We start from the raw sequence: 15487 nt of genomic DNA on the forward strand, positions 1-15487 counted from the left end.
CTTTGTGCGCTGGGGCTGTCGATGGAATACAGCAGCCATTCGTCGGCGCGAAACGGGCGGTGGAACCACAGCGCATGATCCAGCGAAGCCATCAATACATTCGGCTGGTAGTAGCTGATGCCATGCGGGAAGGTGGCGGTGCCCAGCAAGTGGAAATCACTGGCATAGGCCAGCAAGGCGCGGTGTAACTCGGGGGCATCGCCCACGGGTTCGACCAGCCGAAACCACACCTGCTGATATGGCGGGCGCTTGGGCGGGTTGAGCTCATCGCGCGGATACACATGGCGAAACTCGAACGGCCCTTGCCGGTCCAGCCAGCGCTGCACTTTGGTGGGCAGTTTTGCCAAAGCGTCGGCTGAAAGGGGCGGCGCGGGGCTCAGGTCTTCGGGCATGGGCACTTCCGGCATCGACAATTGATGCTCGCCGCCGGTTTCTTCGTCTTGGAACGAGGCCGCGCAGAAAAAAATCACCTTGCCGTGCTGGATCGCCGTTACTCGACGCACCGAAAAACTCCCGCCATCGCGGGTGCGGTCCACTTCATAGACGATCGGTGCTTCGATATTGCCGGCGCGCAAAAAATAGGCGTGCAGCGAATGCGCGTGGCGCGGCTGGCCCAAGGTTGCCTGCGCAGCCGACAAGGCCTGCCCCAGCACCTGCCCGCCAAACACGTATTTGGTGCCGATATCGCGGCTTTGGCCGCGAAATAAATTATCTTCCAGCCGCTCCAGTGAGAGCAGTTCGATCAGTTCGGAGACGGGGGCATTCATGCCGCGAATTATACGGGGACACCGCCCCGAAGCCCGTCCTCGATCCGTTGCAGTGCCACCGCTGCCAGCACCGCAGGCCACGGAAACTGCGGCCCCGGGTCGCGCTTGCGGCACACATGCAAGGCCGGGTCATCGCTGGCGGGGACCTGTTCGCGGTCCAAATCTTCATGCCCGGCGATGTGTGTCAGCGCCGGCAGTTGCACCCGCAGCGCGTTCAGTAAGCTGATTAACGCGGCAATCTGCACCTCGGGATAGGGCGCTTGCATCGCCTGATGGCGCGAATCCAGCCAGTCGGGATAGCGCCCGGTATTGACCAGTTCGATGCCCACGCTGCGTGGATTCCAGCCGCGCACATGATGGGCAATGCGGGTGGGCGGCACGTATTCCTCGATGCGGCCATCGCGGTCGATGTAGTAATGCCCGCTATTGCCGGTACCGGCGGCGTACAGCGCACGCTCGCCGTACTCGCGGGCAGTGGCCAGATCGGGCAGTTCGGTGCAGTGGATCACCACGGTGTCGATAGCGGCCAATGCGCGTGCGCTGAGCGCATCGACATAGGGCAAGGGATGGGGATGGATGACGGGCTGCGGCATGCGCCGATGCTAGCATTCACCCATGAAAGGACACTGCATACTCTCGCACGGCTTCGAAAGCGGCCCCGACGCCACCAAAGTGACGGCCTTAGCCGATGTTGCCGAACGTTTGGGCTGGACGCACCAGCGCCCCGACTACACCGACCTAGACAATAGGCGCGACGTGACCCCCTTGGGTGATGTCCCCGCCCGTATCACCCGCCTGTTAGCGCTGGCGCAGGCCGCCGCTGCGCGTGGCCCGGTGGTGTTGGCCGGCTCCAGTCTGGGTGCTTACATCAGCGGCCATGTGTCACAACAGGTGCCGGTGGTGGGTTTGTTTTTGATGGCACCACCGGTACTGATGCAGGGCGCGCCGCCGATGCAAGCGGCCACGGTGCCCACTTCCATCATTCATGGCTGGCACGATGAGCTTATCGCTGCGCAGCAAGTGGTGGACTGGGCCGCGCTGCGACAGGCGCGGTTGTTATTGGTCGATGACGGCCATCGGTTGAGTGATCATGTGCACGCCAGCGCCGATGCGTTTGCGGCATTGCTGGGGGCGCTGTAACTCATGAAATTTTTTGTGTCCTGCGGTAAAGGTTTGGAATATTTGCTGGCCGATGAGTTGCTGCAACTGGGGTGCGCGCACGCCACCGCCACCATGGCGGGGGCCAATGTGGACGGCACGCCGCAAGATGCGCAGCGCGCGGTGTTGTGGTCGCGTTTGGCCAGCCGGGTGCTGTGGCCGATTGCCGAATTTGAGTGCAATGACGAGCACGCGCTGTATGCCGGTACCTGCGCGGTGGATTGGACGCAGCATATTGGCCCGATGCACAGCATTGCCATCGACGCGCATGTGTCCGGTGAAGCCGTCACCCATGCACGGTATGCCGCGCAGCGGGTCAAGGACGCCATCGTCGATACCCTGCGCAGCAAGACCGGGCAGCGCCCGGATGTGGACGTAGACGCGCCCGATGTGCGCTTGAGTTTGGTGCTGCGCAAAGGCCGCGCGATTTTGTCGGTGGACTTGTCTGGCGGGCCGATGCATCGGCGCGGCTGGCGCAAAGTGCAGGGCGAAGCGCCGCTGAAAGAAACCGTGGCCGCCGCGGTATTGCTGCGCGGCAAATGGCCGCAGGTATATGCCGAGGGTGGCGATTTGCTGGACCCCATGTGTGGCAGTGGCACGCTGTTGATCGAAGGCGCGCTGATGGCCGCCGATGTAGCCCCGGGGCTGCGTCGCCACGATGCGCTACCGCCCACGCGCTGGCCGGGGTTTGATGTGGAAGCGTGGAATGGCTTGCGCATCGACGCCATTCAGCGCGAAGCACGCGGGCTGGCCGCATTGCGCCCGTGTTTTGCCGGTAGCGATATCGACCCGCATGCGGTGCGCGCCGCGCGTGAAAACGCGCAGTACGCGGGTGTGGATGATGCCATCACGTTTGCGGTGCGCGATGTTGCGGATTTGCCCGTGCAGCAAAACCCGCTGGGCGTGGTGGTGTGCAACCCGCCGTATGACGCACGCTTGGCGGCCGACCCCGCGTTGTATCGCGCATTGGGCGACGCACTCAAACGCGCCGCCCCGCAATGGCGTGCAGCGCTGCTGTGTGGCGATGCCGAGTTGGCCCGCGCTACCGGTTTGCGTGCGAAAAAAAGTTATCAGTTGTTCAACGGCCCGATCGAATGCAGCTTGATCGCGGTCGACTTGATCGCGCCCGTGCAGCGCGCAACCAGCGAGCCGCGCACATTGCCAGAAGGTGCGCAGATGGTGGCCAATCGGCTGCGTAAGAACCTCGACAAACTCGCGCGCTGGCGGCAACAGGCACAGGTCACCTGCTACCGCGCCTACGATGCCGACATCCCCGAATACGCCTGCGCGGTGGATGTGTACACCACGATCAGTGATGAAATTTGGCTGCATGTGCAGGAATACGCCGCGCCCACCGAAATCCCCGAAGCGACCACCCGCAAGCGCTTGAACGATTTACTGCTGGCAGCACGTGAGGTATTTGGCCTACCCAAAGAACGCGTCGCGGTGAAAACCCGTAGCACCGGCAAGGGCGGCAGCAAATACGGCCGCTTCGACCAGCGTGGTGAATTTTTGATCGTTGAAGAAGGCGCGGCCAAGCTGCAAGTCAACTTGTTTGATTACCTCGATACCGGGCTATTCCTCGACCACCGCCCGTTGCGCGCGCAGATGGCGCAAGAAGTGCGCGGCAAACATTTTCTCAACCTGTTTTGCTACACCGGTGCCGCCACAGTGCAAGCGGCGGTGCAGGGCGCGCAGCAAACCACCAGCGTGGATTTGTCATCGACGTATTTGGAATGGCTGGCCGATAACCTGCGTGAAAATGGCGTGGGCGGCACCCGTCACCGCATCGCCCAGGCCGACGCACTGAAATGGCTGGAGGCCGACACCGGCCGCTACGACGTAATCTTCTGTGACCCGCCGACGTTCTCCAATTCCAAGCGCGCCGAGGATTTCGACGTGCAGCGCGACCATGTGCGCTTGCTACGTGCGGCGGTAGCGCGGCTGGCGGACGGCGGCGTGTTGTATTTCTCCAACAATTTCCGCCGTTTCAAATTGGATGAAACCGCACTGACCGAATTTGCCACGGTGGAAGACATCAGCGCCGCCACCATCCCGCAGGATTTTGCCCGCAATGCGCGGATTCATCGTGCGTGGAAATTGCGGGCGCAGGGCTGAGCCTTGGCATGAAAAAGCCGCGACAGCGCGCGGCTTTTTCAAAAAGTTGCGCTATCAAACGGGATGGAGGTCGCGGAGCACACTGGCCTTGTGTGCGTACGTCGTTGCAGACGTAGCGATTTGCGAACGCAAGCCCAAGGCGCATTGCGGGATCAATGCCCCTCGTACGCACCATAGCCGCGTAGGCGCTGGTAGCGGCGTTCCAACAGGTCGGTGCTGGGGATGGCTTGCAGCCTGTCCAACTCGTTGAGTAGCACGGCTTTCAGGCGTTTGGCCATTTGCACGGGGTTGCGGTGCGCGCCACCGGTGGGTTCGCGCACGACTTTATCGACCAGGCCCAAGCCTTTCAGGCGGTTGGCGGTCATGCCCAGTTGCTCGGCGGCGTCTTTGGCTTTGCCGGCATCGCGCCACAGAATCGAGGCGCAGCCTTCGGGGGTGATCACCGAGTAGGTGCTGTATTCCAGCATCAAGGTGCAGTCGCCCACGCCAATCGCCAGTGCGCCGCCGCTGCCGCCTTCGCCGATGATGGTGCAGAGGATCGGGACCTTGAGTTCGGCCATTTCCAACAGGTTGCGGGCGATGGCTTCGGACTGGCCGCGTTCTTCGGCGTCGATGCCCGGCCACGCGCCGGCGGTGTCGATGAAGGTGAAGATGGGCAGGCCAAAGCGTTCGGCCATTTGCATCAACCGCAGCGCCTTGCGGTAACCCTCTGGCTTGGGCATGCCGAAATTGCGGCGCACCTTGGTCTTGGTGTCGCGACCTTTTTCATGGCCAATCACCATCACCGGGCGGCCATCGATGCGGGCCAGCCCCCCCACGATCGCGTTGTCATCGGCAAACGCGCGATCGCCGGCAAGCTCTTGGAATTCATCGCAGATCACCCGCACATAGTCCAGCGTGTAGGGGCGCTGTGGGTGCCGCGAGAGTTGCGAGACCTGCCATGGGGTCAGGTCGCGGAAGATGGTGGCGGTGCGCTTGCGCAATTTTTCCTGCAGCGCATGCACTTCTTTGTCGATGTTCAGCGCCGGGCCATTGCTGGCTTGTCGCAGCTCCTGGATTTTGGTTTCCAGATCGGCGATGGGCTTTTCGAAGTCGAGGTAATTCGGATTCATAAGTTGATCAGTTTATCGTAGTGCGACGGGCATACCGATGCGCATGGTCGCGCTTAGTCGGAAACAGTCCACGGTTTGCCAAGTTGTACGTTGACCGCACTGATCCCAGGCAGCCGACGCAGGCGCACGGGCAGCTCAGAGTCCAGTTGCAAGCCGCGCCCACCGTTGATCAGCAGTCGCCCACGGCCAATGGCGGTGGTGGCTTCTAGCAGCACCGGGGTGCTGCCGATGTGGGTTTGTAGGGCTTGCTCCAGCCCCTGCAAGGCACCGGGGACGCGCAAGTCGATCTGGATCGAAATGCGCTGCGCTTGTTGCGCACAGAGGTGTGCAAAATCCCAGCAGCGATTGGCGCGCAGTGCGTAGCCGCCGTTGAATTCATCTTCGCGCAGCCCACCTTCGATGACCAAGATGCGGTCACGGGTCAGCAACGGTGCGTAGGCCTGCCATTGGTCGCCAAAAAAGCCGCACTCGATGCGCCCGCGCCCGTCCTCCAGCACGACAAAGGCCTGCGATTCGCCGCGCTTGCGGAAATCGACCACCTGCCCGGCCAACACGGTTTGCACCATTGGCCGCCAACTGCGGCCTTCTTGCGGGCGTGTGTGGTGCCGGCCGCGCTCGCACAATTTAGCCAGTGCCGAAAGATCGTGGCCAATCAGGCGCTGCACATCCTCGCGGTACGGATCCATGGGGTGGCCGCTGAGGTAATGGCCCAAGGTATCGCGTTCGCCCGCCAGTGTTTGCGCCAATGGCCAGTCGTCGGTGACCGGTAGCTCGATACGGATGTCAGCACTGCCACCACCGCCGCCGAACATGTCGAAGATCCCGGCGTCGCGGTTCTTGCTCATCTGGTCGGTGGCTTTCAGCACCTCGGGTAGCTGCAACATCAGCGATGCGCGATTGACCGCCAAGGCATCCAGCGCGCCGGCATGAATCAGGGCTTCCAGCGTGCGTTTGTTCATGCCGCCAGCCGACACGCGCTTGCAAAAATCCAACAGATCAGTGAACGCGCCGCTATCTGCGCGCGCTGTCATGATGGCCTCGCACACACCTTGGCCCACGCCTTTGACCGCCCCCAAGCCATAGCGGAGGGTGTGGGATGCTGTGGCTTCGAACATATAGCCCGAGGCATTCACATCCGGCGGCAACACGGTCAGCCCCAGGCCACGGGCTTCTTCCAGAAAGCCCACTACTTTGTCGGTTTTATCCATGTCCGAAGACAAGGTGGCGGCCATAAATTCGGCGGGGTAGTGCTTCTTCAGCCACGCGGTCTGGTAGGCCACCAACGAATACGCAGCGGCGTGCGATTTGTTGAAACCGTAGCCGGCGAACTTCTCCATCAAGTCGAAAATTTCGTCGGCCTTGGCCGCGCTGACATCGCCCTTGGCCGCACCTTCGCGGAAAATTTCGCGGTGCTTGGCCATCTCGGCCGGGACCTTCTTGCCCATCGCGCGACGCAGCAGGTCGGCGCCGCCCAGTGAGTAGCCGCCGACGATCTGCGCCATCTGCATCACCTGCTCCTGATAGACCATGATGCCGTAGGTCTCTTGCAGCATGGCGCGGGTGCGCGGATCGGGGTAGTCGAACGTCTCGGTGCCGTGTTTGCGCGCCACGAACGACGGGATCATCTCCATCGGGCCGGGGCGGTAGAGTGCGTTCAGCGCGATCAGGTCCTCGAAGCGGTCGGGTTTGGCGTCTTTCAGCGCGCGGCGCATACCGGCCGATTCAAACTGAAATACCGAGCCGGTATTGCCGTTGGCAAACACGTCGCGAAATACGCTGGCGTCGTCCAGCGGAATGCTGCTGATATCCAGTGGTGTTTGGCTTTCTTGGGCGCGGCGAATGTTGATCGCCTTCACTGCCCAGTCAATGATGGTCAGCGTGCGCAGGCCGAGGAAGTCGAACTTCACCAGCCCCACCGCTTCCACGTCGTCTTTGTCGAACTGTGTGACCGGGTTTTTGCCCAAGGTGCCGTGGTCGTGTTCGGCGTACAGCGGGCTGAAATCAGACAGTGGGCTGGGCGCAATCACCACGCCACCGGCGTGCTTGCCGGCGTTGCGGGTCAAGTCTTCCAGTTGCAGGGCAAGGTCGATAAGGTCGCGCACATCGTCTTCGTTTTGATAGCGCAAGATCAATTCTGGCGATGCCATTTCGCCATCCATCCCACCCTTGCCTTTGCCCATCGCATCTTTCAGCGAAATACCCAAAATGTTGGGAATGAGCTTGGCGATGCCATCCACCATGCCGTAGCCAAAGCCCAGCACGCGGCCGGTATCGCGCAGTACGGCTTTGGCCGCCATCGTGCCGTAGGTGATGATTTGCGAAACGCGGTCGCGGCCGTATTTGCGCGCGACGTAATCAATCACTTCATCGCGCCGATCCATACAGAAGTCGATGTCGAAGTCGGGCATCGACACGCGTTCTGGATTCAAGAAACGCTCGAACAGCAGGTTGTACGGCAGTGGGTCGAGGTCGGTGATTTGCAGCGCCCATGCCACCAGTGAACCCGCACCCGAGCCGCGCCCGGGGCCAATCGGGATGCCTTGGCTTTTGCCCCACTGGATGAAGTCGGCCACGATCAAAAAGTAACCGGGGAAGCCCATCTTGATGATGGTGTCCAGCTCAAATTCCAACCGCGCCTCGTAGTCCTCACGGGTCTTGCCGGGTGCGATCGGATTTTTTTCAAGCCGTGCCGTAAGCCCGCGTCGTGATTCACTGCGAATCCAACTATCCAGTGTTTCATCCGCAGGCACGGGATAGGCGGGCAAGAAATATTTGCCCAAGGTCAGTTGGATATTGCAACGCTGCGCCAGCGCCACGGTGTTGTCCAGCGCGTCGGGCACATCGGCAAACAGCGCTGTCATCTCTTCGGTCGAACGCAGGTATTGCTGGGCGCTGTACTCGCGTGAGCGGCGTGCATCGTCCAGTACGCGCCCAGTGGAGATGCATACGCGCGCTTCATGCGCATCAAAACCGCTTGCATCCAAAAAGCGCACATCATTGCTGGCAATGACTGGCAGGCCCAATTTGGCCGAGGCATGCAGGGCAAATTGGTTGAACGCGTCTTCGCCGTCGCGGCCGGTGCGGGTCAGCTCCAGATGCAAGTCATCGCCAAACACACGCCGCCATTCACTGAGCTGGGCCTCGGCAATATCGTGGCGATTGCTCACCGCCATACGCCCGGCCAGACTTTGCCGGCCAGCAATGGCAAACAAGCCTTGGTGGTCATCGCGCAGCCATTCCGGGTTGATCGCCACGCAATCGCCGCGCTGGCCTTCCAGCCATGCGCGGCTCAGCAAGCGCGACAAACTCAAGTAGCCGCTATGGTCGCGGCACAGCAGGGTCAGCAACGAGGGCGCGTCGCCGCCGTCGGCAATCAACACATCGGCACCGGCAATCGGCTTGATGCCCACGCTTTCGGCGGCTTTGTAGAACTTGACTAGCGCAAACAGGTTGTTGCGATCGGTGATGGCCAGCGCTGGCAGTTGCAGCTCCACTGCGCGGCTGAGCAAATTCGGGCGGTCACCGGCTTTTTCCGGGCGCGCATAGTCTGGCTTCTCGGGCACGCGGATGGTGGAATCCACAAGCGAGAATTCGGTGTGCAGGTGCAGATGGACAAATTGGGCGGGCATCGCGGTATCGCGTTATGACGTAGCAGGGTAGGGCGGTGGCGCAGATGGGGCAAGGCTTGACATCGGCAATGGCATCAACCGGGGCCGCGTGTTGGCAACAGCGCACGCACCGGCGCATAACTGCGCCGATGTTCCGGGCAGGGGCCGTGCACCAGCAGGGCGGCGCGGTGGGCGGCGCTGGGGTAGCCTTTGTGGCGGTCAAAACCGTAGTGCGGGTACTGCGCGTGCAGAGTCTGCATGCGCGCATCGCGGGCCACTTTGGCCAAAATTGATGCGGCAGAAATCGCCGGCTCGCTGGCATCGCCACCAATGATCGCGGTGGCAGGACAGGGCAAGTGGTTGGGGATGCGGTTGCCGTCGATCAATGCATGTTGCGGCGCAATCGCCAAGCCTTCCAGCGCACGCCGCATGCCGGTCAAGGTGGCTTGCAAGATGTTGAGGCGGTCGATCTCGTCGGCTTCGACAAACTCGATGCGCCATGCCAATGCGCGTTCAAGGATCAGCGGATACAGCGCATCGCGTTTGCGTTCGCTCAGTTGTTTGGAATCATTGAGGCCAGCGATGGTGCGCGCAGGATCAAGAATGACCGCCGCCACCGTCACCGGCCCTGCCAGTGGGCCACGCCCGGCTTCATCCACGCCGGCGATATGGATCATGGTTGCAATACCTCGGCCACCGCCGCCGCCGCACGCGCCGACGCATCGCAGCGCAAGGTTTCATGCAGGGTCAAAAACTGCGGCTGCAAGGCAGCCACCGCGTCAGCATCGGTAAACCAATGCCGCAAGGCGCGATGCAAATTGTCTGCGGTGCATTGATCTTGCAATAGCTCCGGCACCAGTGTTTTGCCTGCCAGTACATTGGGCAAGCTGACATGTGCGGATTTCAACAAGCCCAGCAGTTTGACGATGCGATACGTCAACGCGGAAATGCGATGCCCGATCACCATCGGCCGCTTGCACAGCATCGCTTCCAGCGCGGCGGTGCCCGAAGCCAGTAGCACCACATCACTGGCGATCATGCTTTGTTGCGCTTGACCATCCAGGATGCGAACACCCGGCGCATCGCCCAGGATTGCGTCGATTGCGGCGCGGCATTGCGCATTCGCGGCGGGCACCAAGATGCGTAGCCCGGGGACATCGACGGCAAGCCGGCGGGCGGCGTCGGCAAACGTGGGCAGCATGCGGGTGATTTCGCCCAGCCGGCTACCGGGCAGCAATGCAAGGATCCGCGTATTGTGGGGCTCGCCCAGAGCTGCGCGCGCGGCCTCGCGGTCCGGCTGTAAGGGGATCGCATCGGCCAGCGGGTGGCCGATGAAGCGCGCATCCACGCCATGCTGGGCATAGATCGGTGGCTCCATCGGGAATAAGCACAGCACGCGGTCGGCACTGCGGCCAATTTTGGCGGCGCGGCCTTGCCGCCACGCCCAAATCGAGGGGCTGACATCGTGCACGGTGCGCACGCCGCGCTGCTTCAACCAACGTTCGACGCCGAGATTGAAGTCGGGGGCATCGATGCCGATGAAGACATCCGGTTGCCAACCCAACACCCGCTGGCGAAACTGTTTGCGCAGACGCAGCAGGCGCGGCAGATGCGCCAATACTTCGGCCAAGCCCATCACCGCCAGCTCGCTGGCATCGAACCAGGTGTCCATGCCCGCCGCACGCATGGTGTCGCCACCGATACCGGCGAACTGTGCATCCGGGAAATGTTGCCGCAGTGCCTCGATCAGGCCGGCGCCGAGCTGGTCGCCGGAGGTTTCGCCGGCGCAAAGGGCGATTCTCATTCCTTCTCCTTTCGGGAGAAGGTGGCGCGAAGCGCCGGATGAGGGTTCGTGGAGAGCGAGCAATGCGACATGAGTGTTTTCCGTACCCTCACCCCAACCCCTCTCACGGAGGGAGAGGGGCTATGGCTCACCGCAACAATGGCCGCTCGCCGGCGTCGATGAAGTCCAGGAACGCGCGCACATCATGGCTGCTGGTGGCGATTTCAGCAAGTTCTACCTTGGCCTCGTCGAGCTTGGCATCGCCCATGTACAAGGCGCGGTAAGCGCGCTTGATCGCGGCGATACGCGGTGCGTCAAAGCCGCGGCGCTTCAAGCCCTCGGCATTGATCCCGCGCGGGCGCGCGTATTTTTCTTGCGCCACCATCAAATACGGCGGCACATCACCATTGACGAACGCGCCCATGCCGATGAAGGCGTAGTCACCAATCCGGCAAAATTGGTGGATGCCGGCAAAGCCGCTGATGATGACGAAATCACCCACGCTGACGTGGCCGGCGAGGGTGGCATTATTGGAGAACACGCAATCGCTGCCGATGATGCAGTCATGCGCGATATGGGTGTAGGCCAAGATCCAATTGCGATCACCCACACGGGTGATGCCGCCGCCGTCGCCGGTACCGCGGTTGAGGGTGACAAATTCACGCACCACATTGCCGTCGCCGATGACCAGTTCAACGCGTTCGCCGCGATATTTTTTATCCTGCGGCGCGCCACCAATCGCCGCTTGGCCGTGAAAGACATTGTCGCGGCCAATCGTGGTGGGGCCTTCGAGCACGCAATGCGGGCCGATGCGGGTGTTGTCACCGATGACGACCTCGGCCCCGATCACCGCATACGCACCCACCTGCACACCGGCGCCCAGCACCGCCGACGGGTCGATGACTGCGGTGGGGTGGATCAGCGGTGCGGCATCGCTCATGCGCGTGCCGCTGCCGCGCACAGGATTTCGGCACAGGCGACTTGTTCGCCATCCACCCGGGCCACACCCACGTACTGCGCCATGTTGCGAATGCGGCGCTTGAGCTCGACATCCAACTCCAAGCGATCACCAGGCACGACCATCCGGCTGAACTTGGCGTTGTCCACTTTCACCAGATAAAACACTTGCCCCTCGCCCACGCCGGGGTCACGCGAGAGCTGGGTGAGCAGACCGCCAGCCTGTGCCAGTGCTTCCACCACCAGCACACCCGGCATCACCGGGTTGCCGGGGAAATGACCGGTGAAAAATGGTTCATTGCAGGTGACATTTTTGTAGGCCAGCACGCGCTTGTTTTTTTCGAATTCCACCACGCGATCCACCAACAAAAATGGATAGCGGTGCGGCAACAGACGCTCGATTTCGGCGCTGGTGACCGGGAGGGTGACGGTGTCTTGGCTATCGCTCATTCGGAATCCTTGTCACTGCTCAGCACACGCCGGGCAATGCGGTCGAGTTGTTTGAAGCGCGCGGCGCTTTTGCGCCAACTGCGGTTGTCCATCAGCGGGGTGCCGGAAGAATACTCGCCCGGCGTTTGAATCGAGTGGGTGACCAACGACATCGCGGTGATGATGCTGCGGTCACAGACTTCAAGATGGCCAAGGATGCCCGCACCGCCACCGATCAAGCAATGGCGGCCGATGCGCGCACTCCCGGCTGCGGCTGAGCAGCCGGCCATGGCGGTATGTGCACCAATGCGGACGTTGTGGCCAATTTGAATCTGGTTATCCAGCCGCACATCGTCTTCCAGTACGGTGTCGTCCAGCGCGCCACGGTCGATGGTGGTGTTGGCGCCAATTTCGCAATCATCGCCCACCACAACGCCGCCCAGTTGCGGCACTTTGATCCAATGGCCGTGATCCATCGCGATGCCAAAACCATCTGCACCCAGCACCGCGCCGGGGTGAATCAACACCCGCTTGCCTAGGCGCACGCGCGTGACCAAGGTGACGCGCGCGACCAGTTCGCAGTGCTCGCCAATGCTGCAATCTTCGCCAATCACGCAGCCGGCACCAATGCGTGCACCGGCGGCAATGTGACTGCGTGCGCCGATGCTGACATGTGGGCCGATGCTGGCGCTGGGGTCAACCTGCGCCGATATATCCACGACGGCGCTGGGGTGGATGCCCGCCGTCATGGCCGGCCGATATTCAAACAGTGCGGCAATTTTTGCGTAGGCCACATACGGGTCGTGTGCGACCAACACGCTGCCAGCAAAGTCGCCGATGTCCGCTTCCCGCATGACCACCACCCCGGCTTGGGTGGCGGTCAATTGGGCGCGGTAGCGTGGGTTGGCCAAAAACCCCAGCTGTGCCGGACCGGCGTCAGCCAAGGTGCCGACGCCCGTCACCTCGCGATCTTCTCCGCGCAGCGTAAACCCAAAACGCTTTGCCAGCTCGGAGGCGCGGAGGGTAGTTACCGTCATACCGGGTGCAACACTTACAGCTGGCCGCCGAAATTGAACTGCAAGCGCTCGATCTGATCGCCATCCTTCTTGCGCAGCGGCAGTGCATAGCTGATCGACAGCGGCCCCATCGGCGAGCGCCACAGCAGGGCAACGCCGGCGGAAGCGCGCAATTCGGACGTGCTGAAGTTCTTGTAGCCGTTGAACACGTTGCCAAAGTCCAAGAAGGCGGAAACCCGCGCAGCCGGGCTGTCGAACAGTTTCGGGAAGATGGCTTCCACGCTACCGGCCAACAGCACCGAACCACCCAACGGCTGCTTGTAGCCGGTGATCGAGCTGTAGCTGGGGCCCAAGGTGTTATCCATGAAACCACGCACCTTGCCACTGGATGCAATGCCGCCGGCATAGAAGTTTTCGAAGAACGGCAAGCCCGTTGCGGTCACTGTCTTGATGTAATCGCTGGACGTGGTCAAGCACGGATTACTGGGTGGCGGTGGTGCCGGCGGTTGGGTCGGGTTGGGGTTGTCGGTCGTTGGTGGAATTGCCGGCAGCGGTGCGGTGAAGCAGAGATTGCGGCTGATATTTTTGCCGTAGGAGTCGCCGTAGCCCAAGTTCAAGCCGGTCTTGATCACCAATGCCTGGCTGAGCGGCCAGTATTTGGCGATGTCGTATTGCAGCTTGAAGTACTCCACAGTGGAGCCGGGCAGGGCAATTTCAGCAGAGAAATTCTGGGTGCTGCCCACCACCGGGGTGAAATAGTTGTTGCGGGTGTCGCGGCCCCAGCTGAGCTGGGTACGCCAGCTATGGAAGGTGCTTTGGCCCACCGCCTTCACGTAGTCCACCATCGGCGGAGGCGTGCTGCCTTCAAATGCCAAAATTTGGTTGGAGTCCACGCCAAACATCACTTGGATCGAGTCGCTTTCGCTCAACGGCAGGCCCATGAACATCTGCACAGCGCCGCTATTGGTGGAGTATTGGGCTACGTTGAAGTTGGAATAGTCAAACTGGCGATACCACACGTTGTAGCCCAGTGACAGGCCGTCATCGGTGAAGTACGGGTTCATGTACGAGAAGTCGTAGCGCTTCTGGTAGGCACTCTTGGTCAAGGCCACAGACACCCGGTTACCCGTCCCCAGGAAGTTATTTTCAGAGAGCTGCAAGGACAGGTTGAGGCCGGACAATTGCGAATAGCCAACGCCTGCAGAAATGCTGCCGGAGGTGGTTTCCTTGACGGTATAGGTCACATCGACCTGATCGTCGCTGCCGGCCACCGGTTGGCTGTCCACATCCACGGTTTCAAAATAACCCAGTCGATCCAAACGCACCTTGCCGCGATCGATCGCCGCTTGCGAATACCAACTGCCTTCGAATTGGCGCATTTCACGGCGCAGCACTGGGTCGGCAGTGCGGGTATTGCCCTTGAACACGATCCGCCGCACGTTGACGCGCGGGCCGGGTTGTACTTGGAAGTCAATTGCCACCGTGCGCTTGTCGCGGTCGACATTGGGTACCGGGTTGACCTTGGCAAAGGCGTAACCAATATTGGCCAAACGCATGGTGATGGCGTTGGAGGCAAACTCCAGCAAGCTACGCGAGAACGTATTGCCGGGTTTGATGAAGGCGACGATGGTTTCGATTTCGGACTTTGGCAATACGGTGTCGCCAGATACGGTGATATCGGCAAAATTGTAGATCTGGCCTTCGGTCATGCCGGCGGTCAGGTACATATCCTTGCGGTCACCGCTAATCGCCACCTGGGTGGAATCAAGGCTGTAATCCACATAGCCGCGATCCAAATACCAAGAGTTGAGTTTTTCGATATCGCCCGACAGTTTTTCACGCGAGTACTGGTCATCGCGTTTGTACCAGGACAGCCAGTTGCTGGTGTGCGATTCCCAGCCTTTGGTGATGTCCTCGTCCTTGAAGGTGTCGTTGCCGATCAGGTTGATGTGACGAATCTTGGCCGCTTTGCCCTCCTTGACGGTGATGGTCAAATTGACGCGGTTGCGATCCAGATGTTCCACGCTAGGCGAGATCGACACGTTGTACTTGCCGCGATTGTTGTACTGGCGGGTCAATTCTTGGGTGACGCGATCCAGATTGAGCGGGTTATAGGTTTCACCCTCGGCAAGGCCGATTTCTTTCAGACCCTTGGTCAGGTCTTCGGTCTTCAGGTCTTTGTTGCCGGCCAAGGTCAGTTTGTTGATGGCGGGGCGCTCGCTCACTGTGATCACCAAAATGCTGCCTTGGTGGTCAATGCGGACATCTTCAAAGAAGCCGGTTTTATACAGCGCACGCACGGCTTCGGCGGCCTTGCCTTGATCCAGTGTGTCACCACGCTCCACTGGCAGGTAGGTGAACACGGTGCCAGCGCCGATACGTTGCAGGCCATCGATGCGGATGTCGCTGACCGTGAACGGGGTAAATGCTGTCTGCGCCCAGACTGGCAGGGAAAGTGCCGAAGCCAAGGCAAGGGTCAGCAGACGGCGGGACAAGGGTCGGGTCATTCGGAACATCCTGATGTGGGTGCTGCCAGTGG

Annotated in this window: 12 protein-coding genes; 2 read left to right on the forward strand and 10 right to left on the reverse strand. The window is 61.2% G+C overall.

Going from position 1 to position 15487, the window contains the following annotated elements; all coding sequences use genetic code 11:
- Both PK789_RS01660 and PK789_RS01665 read right to left on the reverse strand, forming a co-directional pair.
- Nucleotides 1–767, reverse strand: a 767-nt coding sequence (locus PK789_RS01660; protein ID WP_324306593.1) for an acyl-CoA thioesterase, incomplete at its 3' end; no start/stop codon positions are given.
- An 8-nt stretch (nt 768–775) separates the two neighbouring features.
- Nucleotides 776–1360 (reverse strand): N-acetylmuramoyl-L-alanine amidase, encoded by a 585-nt coding sequence (locus tag PK789_RS01665; RefSeq protein ID WP_324306594.1) that lies wholly within the window; start codon nt 1358–1360, stop codon nt 776–778.
- 22 nt (nt 1361–1382) lie between these two features.
- Between PK789_RS01665 and PK789_RS01670 the strand changes: the two genes are divergently transcribed.
- Nucleotides 1383–1907, forward strand: a complete 525-nt coding sequence (locus PK789_RS01670; RefSeq protein ID WP_324306595.1) for an alpha/beta family hydrolase — start codon at nt 1383–1385, stop codon at nt 1905–1907.
- Between the two features lie 3 nt (nt 1908–1910).
- Nucleotides 1911–4043: a bifunctional 23S rRNA (guanine(2069)-N(7))-methyltransferase RlmK/23S rRNA (guanine(2445)-N(2))-methyltransferase RlmL gene (rlmKL, locus tag PK789_RS01675; protein WP_324306596.1), complete on the forward strand. Its 2133-nt coding sequence runs from the start codon at nt 1911–1913 to the stop codon at nt 4041–4043.
- A 152-nt stretch (nt 4044–4195) separates the two neighbouring features.
- Here the strand turns inward: rlmKL and PK789_RS01680 are convergent, their stop codons facing one another.
- From PK789_RS01680 to bamA, 8 genes are all read right to left on the reverse strand, one after another.
- The gene (locus tag PK789_RS01680; RefSeq protein WP_324306597.1) at nt 4196–5155 is read right to left on the reverse strand and encodes an acetyl-CoA carboxylase carboxyltransferase subunit alpha; all 960 of its coding nucleotides are present in this window, start codon (nt 5153–5155) and stop codon (nt 4196–4198) included.
- A gap of 53 nt (nt 5156–5208) precedes the next feature.
- Nucleotides 5209–8784: a DNA polymerase III subunit alpha gene (gene dnaE, locus PK789_RS01685; RefSeq protein ID WP_324306598.1), complete on the reverse strand. Its 3576-nt coding sequence runs from the start codon at nt 8782–8784 to the stop codon at nt 5209–5211.
- A gap of 74 nt (nt 8785–8858) precedes the next feature.
- A complete protein-coding gene (rnhB, locus tag PK789_RS01690; protein WP_324306599.1) occupies nt 8859–9440 on the reverse strand; it encodes a ribonuclease HII in 582 nt (193 codons plus the stop codon).
- The gene (gene lpxB / locus PK789_RS01695) at nt 9437–10567 is read right to left on the reverse strand and encodes a lipid-A-disaccharide synthase (RefSeq protein WP_324306600.1); all 1131 of its coding nucleotides are present in this window, start codon (nt 10565–10567) and stop codon (nt 9437–9439) included. The genes rnhB and lpxB overlap by 4 nt, the downstream gene beginning before the upstream one ends.
- 127 nt (nt 10568–10694) lie before the next feature.
- On the reverse strand, nt 10695–11486 hold the full coding sequence (gene lpxA / locus PK789_RS01700; RefSeq protein ID WP_324306601.1) for an acyl-ACP--UDP-N-acetylglucosamine O-acyltransferase: 792 nt from the start codon (nt 11484–11486) through the stop codon (nt 10695–10697).
- Nucleotides 11483–11953: a 3-hydroxyacyl-ACP dehydratase FabZ gene (fabZ, locus tag PK789_RS01705; protein WP_324306602.1), complete on the reverse strand. Its 471-nt coding sequence runs from the start codon at nt 11951–11953 to the stop codon at nt 11483–11485. Before fabZ ends, lpxA begins: the two co-directional genes overlap by 4 nt.
- On the reverse strand, nt 11950–12969 hold the full coding sequence (lpxD, locus tag PK789_RS01710; protein WP_324306603.1) for a UDP-3-O-(3-hydroxymyristoyl)glucosamine N-acyltransferase: 1020 nt from the start codon (nt 12967–12969) through the stop codon (nt 11950–11952). The genes fabZ and lpxD overlap by 4 nt, the downstream gene beginning before the upstream one ends.
- 14 nt (nt 12970–12983) lie before the next feature.
- Entirely contained in the window at nt 12984–15455 is a 2472-nt protein-coding gene (bamA, locus tag PK789_RS01715) for an outer membrane protein assembly factor BamA (RefSeq protein ID WP_324306604.1), read from the reverse strand.
- Between the last annotated feature and the right edge of the window lie 32 nt (nt 15456–15487).

Source organism: Thermomonas sp. (assembly GCF_035369645.1).
Lineage (GTDB): Bacteria > Pseudomonadota > Gammaproteobacteria > Xanthomonadales > Xanthomonadaceae > Thermomonas.

Coding starts and splice junctions, on each gene's coding strand:
- rlmKL (WP_324306596.1), top strand. CDS start 1,911: ATGAAATTTTTTGTGTCCTGCGGTAAAGGTTTGGAATATTTGCTGGCC.
- lpxB (WP_324306600.1), bottom strand. CDS start 10,567: ATGAGAATCGCCCTTTGCGCCGGCGAAACCTCCGGCGACCAGCTCGGC.
- dnaE (WP_324306598.1), bottom strand. CDS start 8,784: ATGCCCGCCCAATTTGTCCATCTGCACCTGCACACCGAATTCTCGCTT.
- PK789_RS01665 (WP_324306594.1), bottom strand. CDS start 1,360: ATGCCGCAGCCCGTCATCCATCCCCATCCCTTGCCCTATGTCGATGCG.
- bamA (WP_324306604.1), bottom strand. CDS start 15,455: ATGACCCGACCCTTGTCCCGCCGTCTGCTGACCCTTGCCTTGGCTTCG.
- PK789_RS01670 (WP_324306595.1), top strand. CDS start 1,383: ATGAAAGGACACTGCATACTCTCGCACGGCTTCGAAAGCGGCCCCGAC.
- fabZ (WP_324306602.1), bottom strand. CDS start 11,953: ATGAGCGATAGCCAAGACACCGTCACCCTCCCGGTCACCAGCGCCGAA.
- lpxA (WP_324306601.1), bottom strand. CDS start 11,486: ATGAGCGATGCCGCACCGCTGATCCACCCCACCGCAGTCATCGACCCG.
- PK789_RS01680 (WP_324306597.1), bottom strand. CDS start 5,155: ATGAATCCGAATTACCTCGACTTCGAAAAGCCCATCGCCGATCTGGAA.
- lpxD (WP_324306603.1), bottom strand. CDS start 12,969: ATGACGGTAACTACCCTCCGCGCCTCCGAGCTGGCAAAGCGTTTTGGG.
- rnhB (WP_324306599.1), bottom strand. CDS start 9,440: ATGATCCATATCGCCGGCGTGGATGAAGCCGGGCGTGGCCCACTGGCA.